General features: G+C 33.1%; 10 protein-coding genes. All 10 read right to left on the reverse strand.

Features of this window, described 5'->3' with window-relative positions; genetic code table 11:
• Nucleotides 1-219: 219 nt before the first annotated feature.
• The 10 genes from AC1RRQ_RS07325 to AC1RRQ_RS07370 all read right to left on the reverse strand — a co-directional run bounded on the left by AC1RRQ_RS07325 (nucleotide 220) and on the right by AC1RRQ_RS07370 (nucleotide 24,087).
• Nucleotides 220-870 (reverse strand): 4'-phosphopantetheinyl transferase family protein, encoded by a 651-nt coding sequence (locus tag AC1RRQ_RS07325; protein ID WP_493022356.1) that lies wholly within the window; start codon nucleotides 868-870, stop codon nucleotides 220-222.
• A gap of 26 nt (nucleotides 871-896) precedes the next feature.
• Entirely contained in the window at nucleotides 897-2,270 is a 1,374-nt protein-coding gene (locus AC1RRQ_RS07330) for an ATP-grasp domain-containing protein (protein ID WP_493022357.1), read from the reverse strand.
• 72 nt (nucleotides 2,271-2,342) lie between these two features.
• A complete protein-coding gene (locus AC1RRQ_RS07335) occupies nucleotides 2,343-4,277 on the reverse strand; it encodes an alpha/beta fold hydrolase (RefSeq protein ID WP_493022358.1) in 1,935 nt (644 codons plus the stop codon).
• 21 nt (nucleotides 4,278-4,298) lie between these two features.
• On the reverse strand, nucleotides 4,299-8,738 hold the full coding sequence (locus AC1RRQ_RS07340; protein ID WP_493022359.1) for a non-ribosomal peptide synthetase: 4,440 nt from the start codon (nucleotides 8,736-8,738) through the stop codon (nucleotides 4,299-4,301).
• Between the two features lie 35 nt (nucleotides 8,739-8,773).
• The gene (locus AC1RRQ_RS07345) at nucleotides 8,774-10,168 is read right to left on the reverse strand and encodes a glycosyltransferase family 4 protein (RefSeq protein ID WP_493022360.1); all 1,395 of its coding nucleotides are present in this window, start codon (nucleotides 10,166-10,168) and stop codon (nucleotides 8,774-8,776) included.
• A gap of 73 nt (nucleotides 10,169-10,241) precedes the next feature.
• Nucleotides 10,242-11,885: a cyclic peptide export ABC transporter gene (locus AC1RRQ_RS07350; protein WP_493022361.1), complete on the reverse strand. Its 1,644-nt coding sequence runs from the start codon at nucleotides 11,883-11,885 to the stop codon at nucleotides 10,242-10,244.
• Nucleotides 11,886-11,915: 30 nt separating this feature from the next.
• Complete coding sequence (locus AC1RRQ_RS07355; protein WP_493022362.1) at nucleotides 11,916-12,647, reverse strand: thioesterase II family protein; 732 nt, start codon at nucleotides 12,645-12,647, stop codon at nucleotides 11,916-11,918.
• 18 nt (nucleotides 12,648-12,665) lie between these two features.
• Nucleotides 12,666-15,059, reverse strand: coding sequence for a TonB-dependent receptor domain-containing protein (locus tag AC1RRQ_RS07360; RefSeq protein ID WP_493022363.1), 2,394 nt, complete (start codon nucleotides 15,057-15,059; stop codon nucleotides 12,666-12,668).
• Nucleotides 15,060-15,075: 16 nt separating this feature from the next.
• Nucleotides 15,076-21,012 carry an amino acid adenylation domain-containing protein gene (locus AC1RRQ_RS07365; RefSeq protein WP_493022364.1) on the reverse strand — a complete coding sequence of 1,979 codons (5,937 nt, stop codon included), beginning with the start codon at nucleotides 21,010-21,012 and terminating at the stop codon, nucleotides 15,076-15,078.
• 6 nt (nucleotides 21,013-21,018) lie between these two features.
• Nucleotides 21,019-24,087, reverse strand: a complete 3,069-nt coding sequence (locus AC1RRQ_RS07370) for a type I polyketide synthase (protein ID WP_493022365.1) — start codon at nucleotides 24,085-24,087, stop codon at nucleotides 21,019-21,021.
• Nucleotides 24,088-24,129 lie beyond the last annotated feature (42 nt).

Consider the following 24,129-nt stretch of genomic DNA (forward strand, 5'->3'; position numbering starts at 1 on the left):
GTTGGGATAACATTTGAAAGTAATATTGTTATAGTCTAACAAGATTCTACATCCGGGAAATGAATGGGAAGATCACAAAATAAAAAACGAGTTAAATTGATAAACAATATTTAACTCGTTTTTTTATTTACTTATGTAATTTCATGAGAACACTCTGAATAAAGTAAGCACCAATAAAATACTATGTTCTATCTCGAAAATTAATTAAGACAGTGAAGACTATAATTCATTAATCATCACAATCTTAGGCCCATCTATCATTGTATCTATTTTATCCTTGAAGGCTAAATGACATTTGTATTTTTCATCTAAAAAAATTTCTTTAAGAAAAAAAGTTTCATCATTTATTTTTGTACTTAGATTAGTAATTTCAAAAGATTTTAGAGGAATAGAAAGTCCTTTTCCATTTGCTTTAATAACAGCTTCTTTTTGTGTCCAATAATCAAAAAAAGCTTTTTTTTCATCCTCTGCGATCCTGATATTTCCCCATTCACTTTTTGTCATTTGCGACTCAAAATCCTGAATGTTTATTTTATCAATTATTTCAACATCTATCCCAACATCGTTCGTGTCTGATAAAACACAAACTACTATTTCACCAGAATGTGAGATATTAAATTTAGTATTGATATCATCTAAAAACGGTTTATTATAAAATGTGTAGTTAAGATTTTTTTTTTCGTGCTTTATACCCATTCTTTGTAAACCATGGTTCAAAAGTAATCTGCCTAACAAGGATAATTGACTGTCCTGCCATTTTCTATAAGCTAATACTTTTTCTTTAAAATCATCAGGGAACTCATTTAGGTATTTTTCTATAAGGTAATCATGGTTTTCTTCAGAAATGTATGCGTATAAAATTTGAGTCATTTTCTATAAGTATTTTCGCTTTAGCATTAATTAGCAATCTCAAAAACTATTGCCTCTACAGCACCTGTTGCCGAGTTTATAACACCTACATCTGTTTTTACTTCTGACATTCTTACCCAAACACCTCCATAGGTGTCACCAAAACCAAATGCGCCCCAGATAAGTTTATGCGCCGTCCATTCGTTTTGCCCATTAGGTGCTGAAAAATCTAATGAATCACTAAATTCCTGTGCAATAAAAGCACCGCTTTTTAAGGCTGTTTCTAATGCTTCATTCCACTCACTGTCATTCGAAAACTTACCAATAAAAACATCTTTCCCTTGGTAACCTCTTGATGCTTTTATCACAAATTGTTCTTTATTGGATTTAAGCAATTCCGGAAGATCATGTTCTTTGTTTTTGAAAATCGTTTTTTTATTTTCGACAAACGAAGTCCATGGAATACTTTTAAGGATTAATGCATTTTCTTCATGTGAAAATTTTCCTTTTTGTGCCAATTCTAATAATAAAGACAAATTACGCTTATCTCCCAGCATACTTACCCCTATATGATCCGGCAAATAGACCTTGTCCATCATAAAAGCTCTGAATACTGCAGGAGTAACATTGACATCCATAGTTAAAACTATTATCCCGTGGATAATTTTATCACCCAGACGTAAATTCCCGTCGATTAACTCCATCGAATCCATATTACCCGTACAAGCCTCGCCTTTTAAACCACGTTTATCAAGTTCCTGTTTGAAAAAATTATCAAGAAAGTCAAGGCTTTGCTTCTTTTCAAATTCATCCTGAATGTCTCTCATGTCAACAAACAAATTAAGCGTCTTATTTTTGTCGCCAACAAACTTAATAATGTGTTCAACAAGAAATTTAATATAAAGCTGCATAGTGTTCCTTGTTTTGTAATTCTCTTTTTTATCTTTATCTGCTAATTCCGGGTGATTTCTTCTAATTAAAGTTTCAAAATTTTGTATCTGCCATCCTCCCAGCGATGATCCAATGTTGGCTTCTAAAATTTTAAATCCGTCCTGCGTATAAGTAAGATCTAACCTGCATCCAATTTCAAGTTTTTTTGCATGGCACATCATTGCAAATTCTGCCAGCATTTCGTTTCCTTCAAAATAAAAATCGGCTATTTTTTTAATATTATCCTCAAAATACAATGCTGGTATCTTTTGCATTAATCCTGGTATTTTTAATGACATTTCTTTCAACTCGTCTGTCGTTTCTTTATTGATGAGTACCGGCCATGCAGTTACCGGATATTTATAAATTTTGAACGCATCCGGAACTGATGCATCATTAGTATCTATTCTTGATGGGAAGCTGTTATCTGTTCTGAATTCCTGAAATTTGTCCGAAAGAATTGTGTATTCTTCTGTTAAGTGTGCAATCATAAGAACTGTTTTAATATATTAATTTGATATTTTTTTTGATTGAAGTAAGAAAGTATAATAGCGCTATTGGGATTATAATATTCCCCAATAAAATAAGTAAACCGCTAAAAGAAAGTTGGAGAAAATGACTGAAAAAATGATGCTTCTTTCGTTAGTTTTCCTAATAGTGAGAATATAACACAACAATGTTAAAACTAAGCATACCGAAAAAACGGAGGCCAATAAAAGCACATATCTGAAATCCTCAGGCAGACCAAATGCCAAAATATAGTAGTTTTGCTGCGAAACAGCCAATATTGCCATAAGTAAGCTTACAAAAAATACCAACCCTGCAATTGAAGTAATAATTACAAGAATCCTAATTATTTTATCCTGCAGCACCGTGTATTTGCTTTTTATCAGCTTTATTAAGTATATAAAAATAAAGGCCAGCATAATTCCTAAAGCAATTACCAAAGGGAATAAAAAAACTGGATCCAGATTATTGATACTTTTCCCTGTATTGGCTATCCCTTTATTATTGATAATGTCTGTAACAAGCTTTATTTTTTTTGCTTCGCTAAAAGCATTGACATTCAATTTCTCATTAGGATTATTGATGAATTTCTCTACTACTCCATATCCAATTTTTGTAAAACTAGGCACGTGTCCGTATGTGTTTGCATCAATATTAGTCGCGTTGAGTTTTTCTGCAAGTTTTTTTCCATTGTTTTGAGGTGTAATTGGGTCAAATTCACCTGAGAAAATCAAAGTTTTATATTTGGCAGAAGAAAGATTGGAAAGATCATAATGTACTTTTGAAGCTGCAGTCCTATCAGCATTCCAGGCATCACACACCTTAAAATCAGATTTGTAAAATGAAATTCCTCCTTTTAATCCTTTAAACTGGGATGCATTCTGCTGGTATTGAGAAAAATCATTGTTAGGAAGTGCCTCGTTACAGCTCACGCAATAATAAACGCCATAATCCATGCTAAGCAAACTCGAAAATGCACTTACCAGATTTCCTAATGGTTCTTTTTTTCTTTCATAAAACTGATAAATCAGCATCGGAATAACTTCAACTAACTGCTTATTATAAAGCGCCTGCTGGACAGCTACCTTAAAATCTTCTGCGTTGTATGTAAAACTGCCTGAAGGAATAAGGGATTTATCTACCGATACGGTGAGCGGATTCTTCTCCAAATCAGCAATAACTTTATAATACACATTTTCTAAATCCGGATATTCTTCATTGGTTTTCTTATCTTTTTTACAGATTTCAAATACTTTCTGCAAGCTATTTATGTAATTTGAAGTATTATCAACATAATAGGTCGAAATATCATAAACCGCAGAATCCAGTATCAGCGATTTAATGTCATCCGGATAATTACTGGCATATACTTGTGCAATGTAAGTTCCATAAGAAACCCCATATACATTCCAGTTTTTATAATTTAAAGTGGTTTTTAATGCGTGAAGATCTTTTGCGATATTGAAACTATTATAAGCATCAATATTTACACCTCTATTGATAAGATCTTGTTTAGAAGTCATGATAACATTCGTTTTTTGCTTCTCATCTTCTTCAGCAGATTGATTTTTAGCCAAAATCTCCAGCATTTTTTGTCCTAAATTTTCAGACAGTCTGGGCTGCGAGTATCCGGTTCCTCTAACATCAAATACAATAATATCATTGTTTTTTCTAAGCGGATGATCAAGCCATGTCCAAATATTATCTATACCGCTTGCACCCGGTCCGCCTTGTACAAACACAACCGCATTATCGTTTTTTGCAGGTGTTGACTTCTTCAATATTGCTACTGCAATTTTTATTGTTTTTCCATTTTTTGAATTCCATGTTTCCGGAACGTTTAGATACCCCCAAACGATGTCACCTGCATAAGGCTGCTGAATCTGCATAAAAGCAGGGCTCTTTTTAAAACTAACATTTTGAGCTTTCATGCTGCCTTGAAAGAGCACCATTAAAAAAGTGATAATTGTAATTTTTAATTTTAATTTCATAATATTTTAAATATTCAAGTTTTAAAAATTGAACCCTATTTCAATGGTTCTTTCGCTTTCGATGGCCAATTCTATATTTAAATCGTTTAAAGTTCTGTTGGAGTTCTTTAGAATTTCTGATAATAGTTTTTCATACTTTAACTGAAGCAGCTCAATCGTTTCTTTTTCATAATTTGCCATATTGTAATTTATTGTTCCTGAAACAGCTTTTTCATTTACAGCAAAAGTGATTAATAAAGGAAGTCTGCTGTAAGATTCATTTATAGGAAATAATTGAAGCTGCAAATCTTCATTTACTGAAATGTTTGTATAATCAAAAGAAGGATTTTGTAATACCAATAAGGCATCCAGTCTTAATTGATTCTGTATCGATTCTGGAATATCCTGATGTGCATCAATCAGCAGCAAATTCTCATGTACTGCCTGAAGCACTTCCAGAATGGTCTGTTCTGGATTTGAAGTGGTTCTCAGCGGTAGTGTTTTTACAAACATTCCTAATTGATTGTGCCATTCTGAACGGGTTCTGCCAGAATTAACCGTTCCTATACAAAAATCATCACTGCCATACATTTTGTATATCAATATATTGAATACTCCCACCAGCAAAGTATGAAGTGACAAATCATGTTCAAGAGCGAAAGTATTCAGCTGAAGTCCGTTTAGGGATTCATATATAAAGCTATTTTTTGCTCCTGAACGGCTTTCTTCAAAAGATTTTTTGTCAAAAATTACCTTGTTTTTCCATGAGTAATCTTTCAGATAATCATTCCAGAATTTTAGATTTTTTTCATTTGTACTTTCAATCTGTTTGTTATGCCATACCACATAATCCTTAAATTGAAACTTTAACGGATCCTCCTGTTTTATCGGGCGGTCTATTGTTTGATATTTACTGACAAACTCACTAATTAAAATCTCCAGTGACCATCCGTCCATTACAATATGATGTGTAACAAAAACCAAATAAGAATCTCCATTGTTCTCATGAAATAATGCAACTCTTAAAAGAGGTTCTTTTTCTAAATCAAAGACTTTATCAGCATATCTTTCCAAAGCTTCTGCGATTTCATCTTCTTCCACAAAAAATTCATGAGCTGCAATAGCTGCTTCTTCCTGAGTGAAAATTTTCTGAAACGGAATTCCTTCTACTTCAATAAAATTTGTTCTTAATGTTTCGTGTTTTTTTTGTATTTCTACAAACACACTGTCTAGAACAGTTTTATCGATTTCTCCTTTAATTTTAAACACCGCAGACATATTATAGGCTATTGATTTTTCGTCTTGCTGTGAAGCCAGCCAAATATGGTATTGCGACGGAGTTATTGGATAATAAAGACTTTCAGCTGCAGGCATTATAGTGATATCCTGATCTGTTTCTTTTTTCTCCAAGTATTCTGAAAGGGATTCTATATCAGGATAATTAAAAACATCTTTCAGGGTTATTTTATAATGCAATTGTTCATGCACACGATTGATTAATTTTACGGCATTTAAGGAATGTCCTCCGAGTGCAAAAAAATTATCTGTTATGCTTAATCCGCTTTCTATCCCTAAAATTTCCTTATAATAATCGTGAAGTTTAATTTGAATTTGGGTACTAGGTTCCGCATAAGAATCTGTGTTGTTTGCAACCACAATCTCGCGCAGTGAAAGCGCTTTCCTGTCTATCTTTTTATTAGGCGTAAGCGGAAATTCATCTACACGCAGTATAGTATGCGGAATCATATATTCCGGCAATTCTTCTCTTAGGGAATGAATAATAAGACGAGGGTCAAAATTCTGTATTTCTGCAATTACATAAGCAATTAAAAGCGCTTCCTGATTGCTATTCTTCTGGGCCACAACTACAGAACCTTTAAGATTTTCTATCTGATTCAGTTTGGTTTCAATTTCGCCAAGTTCTATACGGTATCCTCTTATTTTTACCTGATTGTCATTACGTCCCAGAAATTCAATTTCGCCTTTCGCATTCCATTTCCCTAAATCGCCGGTATTGTATATTTTCTTATTTGGATAAAACGGGCTTTGAATGAATTTTTCATCCGTCAGTTCTTGATTTTTAAAGTATCCCTGAGCCAATCCATCGCCTCCAATATAAATACTTCCAACGCTTCCTATAGGCAGGATCTGCATATAATCATCGAGAATATAAAATTCAGTATTATGAATAGGCTTGCCAATGTTTGATGCTTCATTGACTTGCGTTATTTTTTTACAGCTGGACCAAATTGTTGTTTCGGTTGGGCCATACATATTCCATAATTCTGAGTTCGTTTCAATTAATTTATCGGCTAATGTTTCGCTTAACAAATCACCTCCGCATAAAACTTTAACCGCTTTATTTCCTTTCCATCCTGCATTGTAAAGCATTTGATAGAAACTTGGAGTCGCCTGGATAATAGTAGGCTTTAGTTCATCTAATTTTGCCACTGTCAGTAAAGGATCAGATAAAAGTTCCTGGCTTGCAATGTATAATGACGCTCCAGAAATTAAGGGCGCAAAAAACTCCAGTATAGAAATATCAAAAGATTGTGTTGTAACTGAAAACAAATAATCTTCTTTTTCTATTTTTGGTTTGTGCTGCATGCTTATTAAAAAGTTGAGCAATGATTTATGGCTTATCGCCACACCTTTAGGATTTCCCGTTGATCCTGACGTATAAATAATATAAGCCGTGTTTGCAGCCGGAACTTGTCTTAATTTGATCTCCGAAGAAACTTCATTGTTCAGTATATCCTCAACCTCTATCATTTCTCTGTTAAAACTCCAGTTAGAACTTAAATCTCGGGTTGTAATAATTTGCTGTACTTCACTGTGGGCAATGATATACTCAAGGCGGTCTTCCGGAAAAGATGGATCCAGCGGAATATAAGCACTTCCTGACTTTAGCACGCCTAATAAAACAGCCACCAGATAAGCCGAACGATCCATTAGTACCGCTACTGGCAAAGGATCAATTTCGTTTGTGTTTTTTTGCAGGTAACGTGCTATTTTATCTGAATATAGATCCAGCTCACGGTAGGTGAATTCTTTTTCCTCATCTTTAAGAACAATTTTATCCGGAGTATTACTTAACTGCTCCTTGAAAGCATCTATCAACGTAGTTTCCTCACGATAAGAAAATTGTGTTTGATTAAAGCCTTCTAATAACTGTTCTTTTTCGGTTTCTGTAATATATTTATATTCAAAAAGCGATTGTACAGGATTATTAATTACATCCAAAAGCAAGGTTTCGAAATGAACCACAACTCTCGAAATATCTTCCTGGCTGAAATAATTGACATTGTAATCAAAATCAATTTTCACATCTTCTAATTGGTCAAATTCACGGATGTAAATGGCCAAAGCCACACGTTCTGAATGATGGGACAACGGAATTACTTTAGTTTCGGTATTTATAAAATGGTCTGCATAATTCTGTTTTTCGTATGACAAGGTGATATTAAAAAGTCTGTCATTTTCCTGAAACAATCCTAGTTCTTTAATCAATTTCCCTAAAGGAAATCTTTGATGGCGATAATCCTGACGCAGTTGCTGCTTGATGTTTTTTATCAGTTCCTCAAAATTATGATCCTGCTGGAATTGAATGCGCAAAGGAGAAACTCCCATAAATAACCCTACCGTTTTTTTAAAGGCAGCTTTTCCTCTGTTTAGCACTGGAAGACCGATAGTAAAATCAGCATTTTGATGTTTTCTTCCAAAATAGAGATATAAAACTCCTAATATGACGTGAAATGTTGTACATCCCAGACTTTTGCTCAGCTCCTCCAGCTGGTTGTAAACCGCACGTTTTATAATGATTTCTTTGCGTTTGCTTTCGTTAGGTTTATTGCTGTTTCCTTTTTTTTCTAATAACTGTTCCGGCAGATGCTCAAATTTCTCTTTCCAGTAGTTTTTATCCTTTTCATAGTCCTGGGATAAAAAATAGGCTTGATCGTCTTGAACAAAATCCTTATAGGTAAAAGGATATTCTGATGTGACATTTCCAAAAAGTACAATCTCATTATAGTTTTTCACTAATCTCTGGAACATTAAGGAAGTTCCCCATCCGTCTGTAATGATGTGATGGTATACTGAAAATAAATAATGCTGTGATTCACTTACTTTTATCAGAATAAATTTGTGCAGCAGCTCCTTATCTTCCAATTTAATGGAGATTTCAAACCTTTTCTGCATGAATTCATTCGCTTCTTCATCAGCATTTTGGCTGAATGAAAAATCTAGATATTCTAAAACCGAATCATGATTTTCAGCAATTTGAATTGTTACTTCTTCTTCAGATTGGTTTAGAATGCTCCTGTAAGAATCATGCTGATCGATTAATTTTATATAAGCCTGGTTTAAAATTTCGTAAACAATATTTCCCTCAATACTGATTTTCGCCCCTATGTTATAAATGGGATCATCCGGAAACATCAACTGCTCAAAATATACGTCTTGTTGTGGAAGTGTAAGTTTCATTTTTTTTAATTTTATAAATCGGGTGTTTATATTTACTAAAAACCATCTATTAATAGAGATTGCTTGTTTTTTTCAACAAAAGCTCGTGATGCTGATTGAGATTCAGCAGCCAGCTGTTTGTAAAGCTCATCTGAAGACAATAATTTTTCAAGAGCATCAATCCATGGCGTAATATCTTCTTGTACAGGAACTGCACTGTTAAAGCTCTTATAAGGATTTACCGGTAACAGAAAGTCTACTCCAAGCTTAGCTTCTGAGAGTCCGCCAACATCACTGCCTAAAACCGGTATTCCTCTTAACATTGCTTCTACGATTACCATCCCAAAAGCTTCATCCCACAAAGAGGGAGTCAATAATATATGAGTCATCTCATAAATAGGGTCTACTGGCGTCATTGGCTCAATTATTTTTATATTGGGCAAACTCTCCATTTCTTTTAACTGACTTGGGTATAAATCACCCCAGGTAGTTACAGTTAAAAAACTAACATCTGGAAATTGCTTTGCAAGCTTTATAAAAATTGGAAGACCTTTAAAATTTGAGGCATTAATTAAGGTCACATATTTGTTTTTGTTCTCTGGTATTTTGTAGCTCAAATATTTATTATCATTTTCTATTAAAGGATAAACTACCTGACAATTTAAATCTAAACCAGACCATTTTAAAAGATACTCTTTCATATAATTACTTGGTAAGAGAAAACCATCCATAATTTTATGAATTTTCTTTATTCTGCTTTCTTTAAAAATAGTCTCTTTTGAAGAAAACATTGCCATTGGTCCAAAACATGACATTATACTAGTAGAGATTACTGGTATTAATTTAGGTTTTTTAAGCTCTGTTACTGCGGAGAAATCTGCTGCAATTTCCATTCGTTCTACCCATCCATCCATTAAAATATAATCTGGATTTATTTCCTTGTTTATAGATTTATAATATTGAATTACGGCTTGGAAATATGGTTCTGTATAAAAGTTATATTTCCATTTATTAAAAATTGCCAGCTTACGCCATAGTCCTTTTCCATGGCTTAAAGCAGAAAATAATATGTGGATTAAGTTTTTTCTGTTTCGTAAAATATTAGATCCTGTTCTGTAAAAAAAAATGCTTTTAAGTCTTATGAAAAATAATTTGTTCTTTTTGCTAATTTCTTTTTTCGATTTATATGTAAATGTTATTACTTCAAAAGGTTCTCCTATAATTTTATCAATATATAGTAAAGGGTGGTCTTCAGATTCTACAGAATATCCTTTTTCCTTGTATTCATTAATGGCTTTATTTCTATCTGTACTTTCTTCAACCAGATTACAATACAACGTACATTTATGTCCGTGTGAAGCAAGTTTAGCTAAGTGTTGTTGATTATATTTACTGGATCCTGTTGGTTTTTTATTGGCAAATGGCTCAATTGAGTAAAATAATATATTCATTTGGTTTATGTTTATATGCGGTTTATTAATGTATTAATAGCTTATTTTAAAAAGTATAATGGATATCAATTAGTTAAACCCAAAAGTTTTCTTCCAGTTTTTCTTCTTTTTTGACTTTTATATCCTTAACAATTTTTCCTGCATCAAATTTTATAATTCTATCTGCCTGATTAAAATAGGCATCATCATGAGTTACAGCTATTATAGTTTTTCCTTCTTCTCTAAATTTTGGGATTAGTTCTTCATAAAAAAACTTTCTAAAATGCGGATCCTGATCTGCTGCCCATTCGTCTAAAACCAGTATCGATTTAGATTCTAAAAGAGAAAAGATTAAGGATACTCTTTTACTTTGTCCTTTTGAAAAATTCCTTCTTACCGATTCTTCATTGTCATTAAGAATCGTTTTCTCTAATTTCATTAGTTTAACCAATTGGTCATATTTCTTGTTTCCTTTAATATTATAATCATCATAATTGTTGGAAAAAATATGATTATTAGTAAAAACGGCAGACATACAATCTTGAAGTTTACTTTTTTCGTCAGCTATTATTTTCTCATCATTAAGAAAAATACCGCCGCTCATAGGCTCGTAAAGATTTGTAAGTAAATTAATGAAAGTACTTTTACCACTTCCATTTCCTCCTACAATAAAAATAGTTTCCCCCTGATTTATTTCAAGATTAATTGGGCCTAGAGTAAATGAGTAATCTTCTGATTCGTTTTTGTAATTATAAACCACATCTCTAAATTCTAATTTATCAAATGCTGTATCTGGTATTTCTTTAAAAGTCGGAGCTGTATTATTTGTGGTAATTTTAAAGTCTTCCAAAAATTTGACAATTCTTTTATTGGCCACCACGAATCGTGTATACATTTGCTGCAGGTTAATCAAGTTGTTGATTGGTCCTGATATAAATAATAGAATTACAACATAAGAAATCATTTCTTCATGATTTAATAATCCTAAGGCTGGCAAGACAAACAATATTACCCCAATGAGCACGTACAATCCGTATTGGCTGATTAAATTTATGGACAGGAAAATATAATTGATTTTAAAATCCAGTTCTTTAGCTTGATCCCTGTTTGGATTTAAGAAATTATTCATCAATTTTTCTCTTCTGAAAAAATTGATTTTCAACTCTTTAAAACCATTCATAACATCATCTACATATTTATAATAATCTTCATTGTAAGTTCTCAGCTTATCTACTTGTTTCGACATAGAATTCATTACAAAAAAATAAGATCCAGCCACAATAATTATCAGACAAATGACAATAAAAGCAGAAACAAAAGATATGGTAAACATGTAAGCAAGACACAAAATCAGCATTAATACCGAATTTACAGTATGGGTAATGGTATACGGTAAAAGAGAAAATGTTCTTAAATCCTCAACAGCAGTAAAGAAACGCTGCGGCCCAAACTTCTCTAGTTTTATTAATGGAGCTTTTAAGATTTGAGAGAAAACTTTTTTCTCATTCTCATATAGCAAATCAAAAGAAAATTTATTCAACCTCTTTTGAAAAACAATATTCAATAAATAAGTGTATACAATCATGGAGAAAAAAACGATGCCAATATAGCTGTTGACTACACTCATTTTTCCTGATAACACATTATTTATTATGTAGATGATACCAAAACTTAAAAGCGTGTTTGGCAGAGCATATAATAATAAATAAAAAACATTTTTGGCCTTTAATTTTAACATTTTAAATAGTTTTTAAGTATAATATACTGGTTAGTATGCTTTTATCAAATCATCTGCTTTAGTGCAATCAATAATGGTCTGCATTAACTCCGAAGGGTACGAATGGATAAAAAAATGGTTGCCTTCAAAAATCCTATGTGAAAACACTTCAGATGTAAAATTTTTCCAGTTTTCTATTTGACCAGCTTTCTTTTCAGAATCTCCCATCATGGCATGAATGGGTATTTTAATTTCAATTTCTCTAAGTGAGAGATCTTCTTTTTCGAGTACTTCAAAATCTGCTCTTATAATGGGCGAAAAGAAATCATACATTTCTTCAGATTCCAATATTGCTTCAGGAATGCCTCCCAGTTCTCTCAGTTCCTTTTTAAAATCTTCATCATTCATTAAATATCTTTTGGGCTGGATAACTTCTTTACCCTCAGCATCTATTTCTTTTGCTCCGGGTCCGGCATTTCCAGAAACGATGAGAAATTCTGGAGGATCAAGTAAATCCTCCATTATTTTTGCCGTAAATAACCCTATCGTGGCTCCCATACTATGACCGTATATCAGATATTTATCATTATTTCTAAGACTCTTTATCTGGTCTGCATAATCTGCTGCAGCCGCATCAATATCGAAAACAAAAGGCTCTCCAAATCTTTGTCCTCTTCCGGGCAATTCCAGCGGCAACAATTGAATGTTGGATTTCAAGTATCTTTTTAAAAAATCAAAAGAGTATTTGTTACCTCCCGCAAAGTGTAATAAAAAAATCTGCATCTGTTCTTTATGTTTAAGTTATATTCCCGCTCTTTTTTTCTCTTCCTCATTTCCTGAATCTCTTGCACCGCCTTTAATCTTTTTATTTCCAAACTTATATGACAAAGACATTCTGAAATACCTATTGGTGTCATACATTTGATAGGTTTGTTCTATATTATTAATGTATGATGTAAGTTTTGCAGGTCCTGTATTGAATATATCATAAACACCGGCAGCAATTTGAAGATTATCTTTCATCATACTATAGCGCATAATCAAGTCTACGCTAAAAGCTTCGCTGTTTTTAAAGAGCATACTTTTAGATGGCGAACTGTACCAATAATTCAGCTGGCCTTTAAGTGTTTTGGATTTATTAAGGAGGAAAGTATTGAATGTACTAAAATAAAAGGCTGCTCCATTTTGCTCTTGTGCAATGACATTTTTATTGTAAAAATCTGATTTTGAATAACTCAAACTCAGGGTATTTTGACTTTCTAACCATGGAATTTCATTAAACGAATACGTTTCGGTAAGACCATAATTGTAAAGGTTAAAGAAATTTTCTCTGGTAATTATCTGTTCATTTGTCTGCTCATTAACCAGAAACAAAGGACCAAAACCGTCAGTTGTAATACTCAAAAACAAATTGGTGGTTAAATTCTTTTTATAAGTATGGCTTAACTCTATATTGTCTGTAAAAGAAGGCTGCAGAAAAGGATTTCCAACAGAATAAATGTTACTGTTTACATAAAATCTAAAAGGATTTAGAAATGCATAATTGGGTCTGTTAATTCTTTTTCCATAATTAAGTGAGAAATCATTGTTATCATTCATTGCGTATGAAAGATAAAATGTAGGAAATATTTTCCAGTAAGAATTTTTCGTTGTTTGATTTAAAGATTTAGATACCCCTTTTGTACTAGTATTTTCATACCTAAACCCAAGCTGGGTTTTCCATTTAGCACCTATATCCTTAGAACCACTAATATATAATGCACCAGTATTCTCCTTATATTCAAATATATCTGTTAATTGTTCATTTAATACCGGGGAACCAGTTATTGTATTATAGTACTCGGGATTATTATTATTATCACTAAAACTTATTCTTCCTCCATAAGAAAGGTTGAAGCCATTAATAGGATGTTCCATATCAACTCTGGCACTATAATTAGAAATTTCCTGACCTATTTTATTATTAGCGGAAGTGATAAGATTTAAAAAATCATATGAACTGGTATAGCTATTTGTTTTAAAATCTCTATCCTGAGAGGAATTAAAGTCAAAGTAATCCAAGTCGATTGTTAATTTTCTTCCAATAGTATCCGTTTCAGTGGCAAAATGCAGGTTAAGTGAATTATTGTACACTTTAACATCTGTTAATCCGTTTGTTACCAATAAGGAATCTACAGTCTGGTTATTATTATAGATTTTAGTCACAGATCCATCACGCATATCTGGTCTTTGACCTGTTCTCATATATTGGAATCCCACGGTTGTTCTTTTGCTTAACTCATAATCGAACTCAATTCTTCCGGATAAATTTCTCTGCTCTTCTACCCTTTTCAGTTTTGTTTTCCATAATCCGTCTGGGTAAAAAACTTCAAGATGCTCTATTTCCTGATAATCCCCATAACGTCCGTTTATGTTGAATAAAAATTTCACTTTATTTTTATTATAGGTAAAGTTATTCCCTAATGAGGAGTACCCATAATCAGCCTGGACATGAGAATAATTAATAGCATTACTCCAGGAATTTCTGCGTCCTTTTTTAAACACGATATTTATAAGACCACTATTACCCGCAGCAACGTATTTTGCAGGAGGGTTTGTAATAATTTCTATTGTTTTAATGTCATCAGCAGAAATTGTTGCCAAAAAATTACTCAATTCTTCTCCTGTTAATTCCATTATTTTTCCATCAATCAGCACTTTCATTTCACTTTTTCCAATCATCACGATTTCATTATTCTGTATCCTGATTCCGGGAGCCACTTTTAATGCATCGAGTGCATCGCCGCCACTTGCAGATATATTGTTTTCTACATTAAAAACAATCCTGTCAATTTTTCTTTCTATTACTTTTTTTCTTGAAACAACTTCAACTTCTTTTAAAGTGTTTGCTTTTTGCTCCAATACGATATCATTAAAAACCTGTTTACTTTCAAGATTAATTTGTTTTGTCCATTCATTGTATCCTATATAATTAACTATAAGAGTATAAATGCCTTCTTTAGCCGAAAGCACAAAGTTTCCCTGCTCATCAGTAACGACTCCTGCTACAATACTGCCATCTGGATTTGTCAGGACTACATTTGCAAAAGGAAGAACCTCTTTTTTATCCTGCACTTTCCCGGAAATCTCAATTTGAGAAAAAGCCATATAAGGCATGATAAATAATAAGAAGAATTTGATATTTAAAAATTTCATTATTTGTGTGGTTTATTTAATTATTTAATATTGTTTTATTTAGTCCCAGAAAATCTTTGTTTAGTAAAAACTCCAATGATACTGACGGAAATCGGTTATAGTATTCTAATTTGCTTACCAATGTTAATTCTATTGTATCGTTGTAAACAACACAGGTTAAATCAACCCCTTTTGTGTAATCATTTTTATTGAATGTTGTTGAAATAACCGGCTCATTATTTTCTTCATTTTTAAAATGATCCAGCACCTGATAATTAAAAATGCCTATTGTTGCTTTTTCCAAATCAATTTTTCTTTCATTATAAAGATCTTCCCTGATTTGTTCGTTTGGCACAGCCTGATGACCCAGCATTTCTAAATAATCGAAATAGACACTTTTAACATCAGAATCAGCAGAAAATGGTAAAATTGGCATTGGCAGAAAATTGCTTATCATCCCTAAAGTCTTATCTATTTCGGGATTGTTATATGCTTCATTCCTGCAGCTGGCAATTATATTCATTACTGCCTGGTCAAGATTCATTTGCTGTAAAAGCTTATAATAGCTTGTCAAGAACATGGCATTTAAAGGCAGATTCATTTCATTGGCTTTTCTTTTCAGGTTCTCCAATGATTTACCGCTTAAAGCCGCTTTTTGCACAATACAATCCGAATATTCTGTTTCTACAACTTTAGAATAGGAAACCTTTTTTAGTTTGTCCTGCCAGTATGCACGGCTTTTGAGTGCTGCTTTTGTTTGTAGAAAATCTCTTTGATACGCCGAAAAATCAAAATTTGAATAGGTATTAAGAATAACTTTTTCTCCGTTAAAATAATCCTGCAGTTTTTGTTCTATAATCGCATTCGTATACATATCTGTAATACCGTGATGAATAGCTGTGAGCAAATAAGTTGGCTGATTTTTTGATGTAATGACAAAGAGTCTTATGGATTCTTTATGGAATATATCGTAAGGCTCATGGAAAAAATCACGAACAATATTTTCAACCCCAGCTGAATCTGCCATTAATTGTTCAAGATCTTCATAGCGTATATCCAATTTGACTTTATCAGTATCGAGCATGGTTTGAAAAACAGTATTATCTTCTTTTTCAAAACCAATAGAAAGAAAATCAGCCTGTTTTAAAAATTGTCTGAATTGATTTTCGAATGTTTCCCTTGAAAAATCATTTATCTGAATTGGATTCAAAATACCATGATTTTGTTTTGATCTTATAAATGCCATTTGATTTTTAGAAACCTCAACCTTATCTCCTGTTTTCCATTTTTTTGCGAGTGAAACAGATTCATCTATATAATTCGGTATTTCACCAGATTCTTCATCCGAAAGCATAGAAATCAAGTTTTTTAGATGAATTTCATAGCTTTGGGCTAATTTTTTTACTGTTTCTTCCAGATAAGTTTTTTTAGAATATCGAATAGAAAAATGCAGTTCTTTAGAAGACATCATTCCTAAAACGCTTAACAATTGTAAATTTCCGTTAAGGTCAGATGTGCTGTTTCCTATGGAATCTGAAGAATATTCGAAGAAAGATTCTTTATCGTTTCCTACATCGCTTCCAAAATCTCCGAGATAATTAAACTCAATTGAAGGAACAGTTTCCCTGAAAGATTTGCCGCTTAAATACTTGAGTACTCCATAGCCAATTCCTTTGTTTGGTATTTGATTGAGTTTCTTTTTAACATGCATCAAATTAGCTATATAATTGTTGTTTTCGGGAATTTCCAAAAGGAAAGGAAAAACTGTGGTAAACCACCCGATAGTTCTTGTTATATCAATGTCTTCAAAAATATCTTCCCTGCCGTGTCCTTCGAGTTTCAGCAGCATTTTAGAGCTATTGAATGTTTCATTAACTGCCATTCCCAATGCTGTAAGAAGGATATCGTTTATTTCTGCATTATCTGAAATCCCGCTTTTTTTTGATTGCAGCAATGCAGTGAAATTACTTTGAATAACAATAGATTCTGAAGCATCATATTCCAACACGCTTTCCTTACACGTCAGATCTTTAGGTAATGCTGGAATCTCAGATTCGCAGACCGTTATCCAATACTTTTCTTCCTCTAATAGCGCTTCTGTTTCTGCATATTCTTTTAATGACAATGACCATTCCTTGAACGAATTTGTTTTTAATGGTAAAGTCAATGGTAAATTTTCCTGACTCTGCTGAAATAAAAGCGATAAATCTTCTAATATAACACGCCACGAAACTCCATCTACAACCAAATGATGTACAATTAAAGCCAGACGGTCTCCATCTGATAATTTAAAATGTACCGCTTTAAATAAAGACCCTGACTCTAAAATGAATCCTGCCTGAAGCTCTGCCCCAAGGGTTTCCATTTTCTCCAATTGATTTGAAAAATGAGTCAAATCATAAGTGTGCACAGAAAAAGATCCGGAATAGTCTTCATTATATTGGTTCCAATTACCTGCCTCATTTTTATAAACCATTCTTAAGGCATCATGATGGTTTACCAGTTTTTCAAGGCATTGGTTGAGGATTTGTGAGTCGATAGCATTTTTGCTTTTTAAAACCACTGACTGGTTGAAATGATGGTGCACTTTAAAACCTGAATCATTAAAGAAGAAATGCTGAATAGGCGTTAAAGGTACTTCTCCAATAACTTTTTCCTGATTTATTGTTCCTTCGTTTATGGTTATGGCTTTACTCAACTCCATGAAATTTCTGGAAATCAATATATCCTTGGCACTGATTTTATAGCCTTTTTGCTTTAACTTCGAGATAAGCTGAATGGATTTTATAGAATCTCCGCCAACATTGTAAAAGTTATCCAAAAGTCCCAATTTCTCGATGTTTAAAACCGTTGCCGCTGTTTCTGCTAATAATTTTTCTAATGCGTTTCCTGGAGCCAGATATTCCGTTACTTCAATCGTGGCATTCAGCAGTGACAGTGCATTTTTATCTACTTTACCATTAGTAGTTAATGGCATTTCATCTACAATAATGATATGTTTTGGAAGCATGTATTCCGGCAAAAATGCTCGTAAATTATCTCGTAATTCATTGACATCAATACCTTTACCAACAACATAAGCAACAATAAACTTATCATTTTCCTGCTCCTTTATTAAACTAACGGCATGTGAAATATTCTTTTGAGAAATGAGGGCATTTTCAATTTCTCCCAGTTCTATTCTATAGCCTCTTATTTTTACTTGATCATCTTTTCTTCCTAAAAATTCAATATTGCCATCTGGCAGCCATCTTGCTATATCTCCTGTTCTGTATAAGCGTTCATCTTGTTTGAATGGATTGACAATGAATTTTTCTTCTGTAAGGTCTGGACGATTTACGTAGCCTCGTGCTAACTGTTTACCGGCTATACAAAGCTCTCCTTCAACTCCTTTTGGGGTTAGCTGTAAATATTCGCTAAGAATATAAATTTGCGTATTCCCTATCGGTTTTCCTATTGTAACAATTCCTCCATCCAAAATAGAATGTTCGGTCATGGTAGCACATACGCTATTTTCTGTAGGGCCGTAAGCATTAACAACCCTAACACCTTTGTCTTGTAGAAATCTAACTGCGTCTATATTTAAACTTTCGCCAGCCGAAACTACCGTTTTCATTTCTACCAATTCATCCAGAATTATTGCCTGATATGAAGGTGGTAACGTTGCTAGTTTAACATCGTGCTTTTTTAATAACGCTGTCATTTTATTGGTATCTAATATCTCCTCTTTAGACGGGATGATAAGTACAGCACCAGCTAGTAAACTTGTAAAAATTTCTGAACAAGAAGCATCAAAACCAATTGAGGCAAATTGAAGCGTTTTTAATTTTGGTGTAACTTCAAAAAAATCTATTTGATTTTTAACTAAATTGTAAAATCCTCCATGTTCTATTATTACGCCTTTTGGCTTTCCTGTAGTACCAGAAGTATATATTACGTATACAATATCATTAAGAGATATACTAACAGCTGAAGGTTTTTCTGAAAATGCTGAATAGAAATGTTCATCTAAATTGGCAATAGAAAAATCTTTTTCATAACTAAATTTATCTTTTAAATTAGATTGCGAAAGAATCAGTTTTGCTTGAGTATCATCTAAAATATATTTTATTCTGTCTTTTGGTAAACTTGGATCTATTGGCACATAAGCTGCTCCTGATTTTAATATTCCCAAAATTCCAATTATCATTTCCAATGATCTTTCTACGCATATAGGTACAAATTGTCCGGTTTTAACTCCTTGGCTTCTTAGAAAATTAGCAACTTTGTTTGATTTGGTATCTAAGTCCGTATAAGATATTTGTTCTTTCTTAAATATGCATGCTGTTTCTTCCGGGTTTTTTAAAACTTCTTGGTTAAACAAATCAAGAATATTTTCATTTTCAGAATAATCTTTATAGGTATCATTAAACTTTACCAACAATTCATATTCTTCTTCGTTTGATAAATAATTTACCTTATCTATTCTCTGATTAGGATTATCTAATAAACTTTTTGTCAATTGTTTGAAATGCTTCATCAGTCCCTCAATCGTTGACTGATTATATATATCAGTATTGAATACGATATCTAACTTCAAATATTTCCCTTCCTCTCTAAACGTTAAATCAAGATCGGATACTGTTCCTTTTGTTCCATTTGATTTAATACTATCTATTTGATTTTCTTCCAATTGAAAATCATTGGCATTATTATCAATGGCATTTTGAAACAAGAACATAACATCAAATAGAATTCCTCTGCTGTGATCTCTCTTTAGCTGTAATTTATTTACCAATTGATCAAACGGATAAGATTGATGATCGTAAGCCGTCAATGTCTCTTCTTTGATTTTTTGGCAGAAGGAAATAAAATCATCCTCAGGATCTATAACATTCCTTAAGACTATGGTATTGATAAAACATCCTACTAAATACTTTAAATCTAAATGATCCCTTCCGGCAACCGCCGTTCCTATGATAATGTCTTTAGAACCTGTGTATTTGTAAAACAAAACATTCCATAAGCTAAGTAATCCCATGAATAAACTAAGTCCGTTTTCTTCACAATACAACTTAAATCTTTTGGTTACCTCTTCAGATAAATAAGTTTCCAGACTAATTCCGTTATAGGTTTTAACAGGCGGACGCGAGGTATACGAAGGCAGATCCAGTACCGGTAACTCTCCGGAAAGCTTATTGATCCAATATTTTTCCTGAGTCTCATTTTGTTCTTCCTCCTGTTTTTCCTTCCATACCGTATAATCTTTATACTGAATACGGAGCGGAGGCAAATTAGATTCGGTATTTTCTTTATGAGCTTTATAAAATGCTAAAATATCGTTGACCAAAACTTCCAGAGACCAAGTATCACTGATGATATGATGAATATTGAAATACAGAACAAAACAATCCTCCTCTGTTTGAAAAATACTGGCTCTCAATAAACATTCCTGATCGAGTAAAAAAGGAGTTACAACATCTTCTTTAATAACGTTTTGCAGTATTTTTTCTTTATCTGGATTGTTTTTAAAATCGTAATAATTTACTTTGAATCCTGCTTTCTCTCTTGATAAAATCCATTGTTTTATGTTTCCCTGCTGATCTTCCTTAAAAATAGTGCGCAATGTTTCATGTCTGTCGACAGCAGCATCAATCGCTTTTATTAAAGCTGCAACATCATAGTCTCCTTTTAGCGTAAAATAATTAGGAACATTATAAGTAACTGAGATTTCATCTGAACTGCAGGATAGCCAAATACGATACTGGCTTGAGGATAGAGGATAACATGCTCTCTGATCCGTCAACGGAATTTCCTTATAAGATTGAGTATTTGAGTATTTCTTTAAAAATGAAATTATTTCAATTTTATTACTGCGAATCTTATCCAATAAACCAGCATCAGGAGTATCACCCTGATAGCTTAGTTTTAGTTCTTCCTGCTCTAAAAAGAGTGAGACATTTTTCTCTTCAAGTTCATTTAAAAGCTCAATCATATTTTTTTATATTTTAATGATATTTTCTTTATTAACTTCCTTATCCTTTTCTTTAGTCATTTTCATGATTTTCAAAACCAAAGAGATTTCATGTGCCAGCTCTTTTATCGTAGTCTTGGTATAAAAGTCTTTTATTGTAATTTCAATATCAAAAGCTTTTGCGACCAGCTTAACCATAGTAAGCGCTTTTAACGAATTTCCTCCAATACTAAAAAAGTCATCTGTAATTCCTATTTTTTGTATTCCAAAAAAGTCTTCCCAGATTTTTACAAGCTCATATTCGATCTCGTTAGATGGAGCGACATAATTCAGGCTCATTGCTCCTTTTTTATCTGCAATTTCTTCTTCGTCTTTTTCATCATTCTCAAAAAAATCATTTTCAAAAGTGAAGGCAAGCGGATCGTTTTGCTGCTGCAGTTTTTCGAACAGATTTACTCTTGCGGGCAGTTTGGTTTTCTCAAATACATATCCCGGAAGAGAGGCTTTATTCACCTTATTGTTTTCATAATATTCATCCCAATTGATATCTATTCCGTTAAGCCATAATTCTCCTAATTTTGACAACAGGAATTTTTGATCGTCAATTTCATTTTTAGGATGCCTGATTACATTTACAGCTATATTGCTATGCGTATTAAGTTTTTGATGCTGCTGGAACATTGTTGTTAAAGCATTTGAGGGCCCAACTTCAATAAAAACAGTATCTGGTTCTTTTAATAAATGAGCTATCCCGTCTGAAAAGCGTACGGTATGTCTTAAATGATCTATCCAATACTTTACAGAACAAGCTTCTTCTGTTGTTATAAATCTGCCCGTTAAGTTTGAAATGAAAGGGATTTTAGGTTCCGAAAAATCTACTGTTTTTAGTGCTTCTGCATAATCATCCAATACAGTGTCCATTAAAAAAGAATGAGCTCCCAGAGAAATTCTTAATCTTGAATTTGGAATACCTTTTTCTACCAAATCTGCCTGTAATTCGTTTATGGCTTTTACCGTTCCTGATACCACACATGAGTTTGGCGAATTAATAGCAGCTATTGCTATTTCCTCGGTTAAATATTGCTGAAGTTCCAATTCGCTGAGTTCGATGCTCAACATAGTTCCTTCTGGAGATAAGCTCATGATTTTTGCGCGCTTCACTACAAGCGGCAATCCTTGCTCATACGAGAAAACACCCGAAAGACAAGCCGCAACATATTCTCCAGTACTGTGGCCTATCATATAATCTGGAGATACGCCCCATTTGATCAATAATTTTGCAACTGCATATTCAAAAATAAAAACCAAAGGCTGGGTGTATTCATTTTGATTGATAGTTTGCAGAAAATCTTCTGTAATGGTATCCGGATAAACGATTTTTGAAAAATCAATACCCGTTATTTCTTTTAATTGCTGAAACCCTGCGTCTATCAACTGCTTAAAATAAGGAATCCTGTTGTACAGGCCTTTACACATATCTATATACTGCACTCCGGATCCTGAACACATGAAAACAGTTTTTTTATTCGGCTTCAGTTTTCCTGTAAAAAGAGAATCGTGTACATTTTCAGTTAATGCTGTTAAGATTTCTTCTTTGGTTTTCGCAACCAGAAATCTATTGTAACCAAACTGCTTTCTTCCTGTCTGCAGCGTATACGCCAGGTCGCTTATTTTTAAATCGTCTTTTTCTTCTAATCTGTTTTTTAATTCTATTTGATATTGCTCCAAAGATTTCACCGACTTTGCAGAAAAACGTATTAGATGGAAATTTTGATCTTCTTCGGTTTGTACATCAGATACAAATTCTTCTAAAACAGCATGCGCATTTGTACCGCCTATACCAAAACTGCTGACACCTGCCATACGGTTATTTTGATTGTCAATTGTCCAATCCGACAGTTTTTGGTTTACGTAAAATGGTCCTGATTTAAAATTTATTTCAGGATTTGCTTCTTTAAAATGCAGAGAAGCCGGTATTTTTTTATTCTTTAAGATTAATGCTGTTTTTATTAATCCAGATATTCCCGCTGTTGTATCAAGATGTCCCATACTGGCTTTGACACTTCCTATAGCACATTTATGATTTGTATTATAATTGAACGCTTTATTTAATGCTTCAATCTCTATAGGATCACCCAGTTTTGTTCCGGTTCCATGTGTTTCTATATAAGTTACTGCTTCGGGTTCAATATTTGCTACTTGATGTGCCAGTCTTATACACTCTGCCTGTCCGGCTATACTTGGAGCTGTATAACCTACTTTTCTGTCTCCGTCATTATTAACAGCAGTCGAACGTATTACGGCATAAATATGGTCTTTATCTCTTACAGCATCTTCCATTCTTTTAAGAATGACAATTCCAACGCCTTCTCCTGTTATAGTTCCAGAAGAATCTTTATCAAAAGCCCTGCAATGACCGTCTTTAGAATTTATCATTCCTTCCTGGTGCATATAGCCTTTTGTATCTGTCGATTCAATTCTGGCTCCTCCCGCAATGGCTATAGAACATTCTCTAAGCAATAAACTTCTTGCTGCCACATGTGTACAAACTAAAGAACTCGAACAAGCAGTATCCGTAAAATAGCTTGGCCCCCTTAAATTTAAGTTGTACGAAATTAGAGTACTGGCAAAATTTTTATCGGAAATTTGATTTAGGAAAAAAGGATTGACCATTTCATTTTTTGACAATAAAGAATACGCTCTCCAATTGATATTATCAGATGCCGTAAGGAATACTCCTATTTTCTCTTTGTATTGATATGGATTACAACCGGCATCTTCTAAAGCCAGCCATACTTGCTCGTGTAAGGCACGAATTTGAGGATCCATTGCCGCAGCTTCGGCTTTTGTATATCCAAAGAAATTATAATCAAAACTTTCTACATTCTCAAGCGCTGAGTCTGCCTTTACATAATTAGGATTTTGGATATAATCTTCACTTACTCCGGCTTCCCTTAATTCTGTATCATTATAAAAAGTTATTAATTCTTCTCCTCCTGTCAAATTGCTCCAAAACTCTTTTAAGTCTTTGGATTTAGGGAATTTGCCCGACATTCCTATAATAGCAATATCTTTTTTTCTTATTTCTTGTTTCATTGATAACGATTCCTGTAGGGCAGCACAACACTGCCCGGTTAA

The sequence above is a fragment of the Flavobacterium sp. GW821-FHT12A05 genome (genome assembly GCF_058807735.1).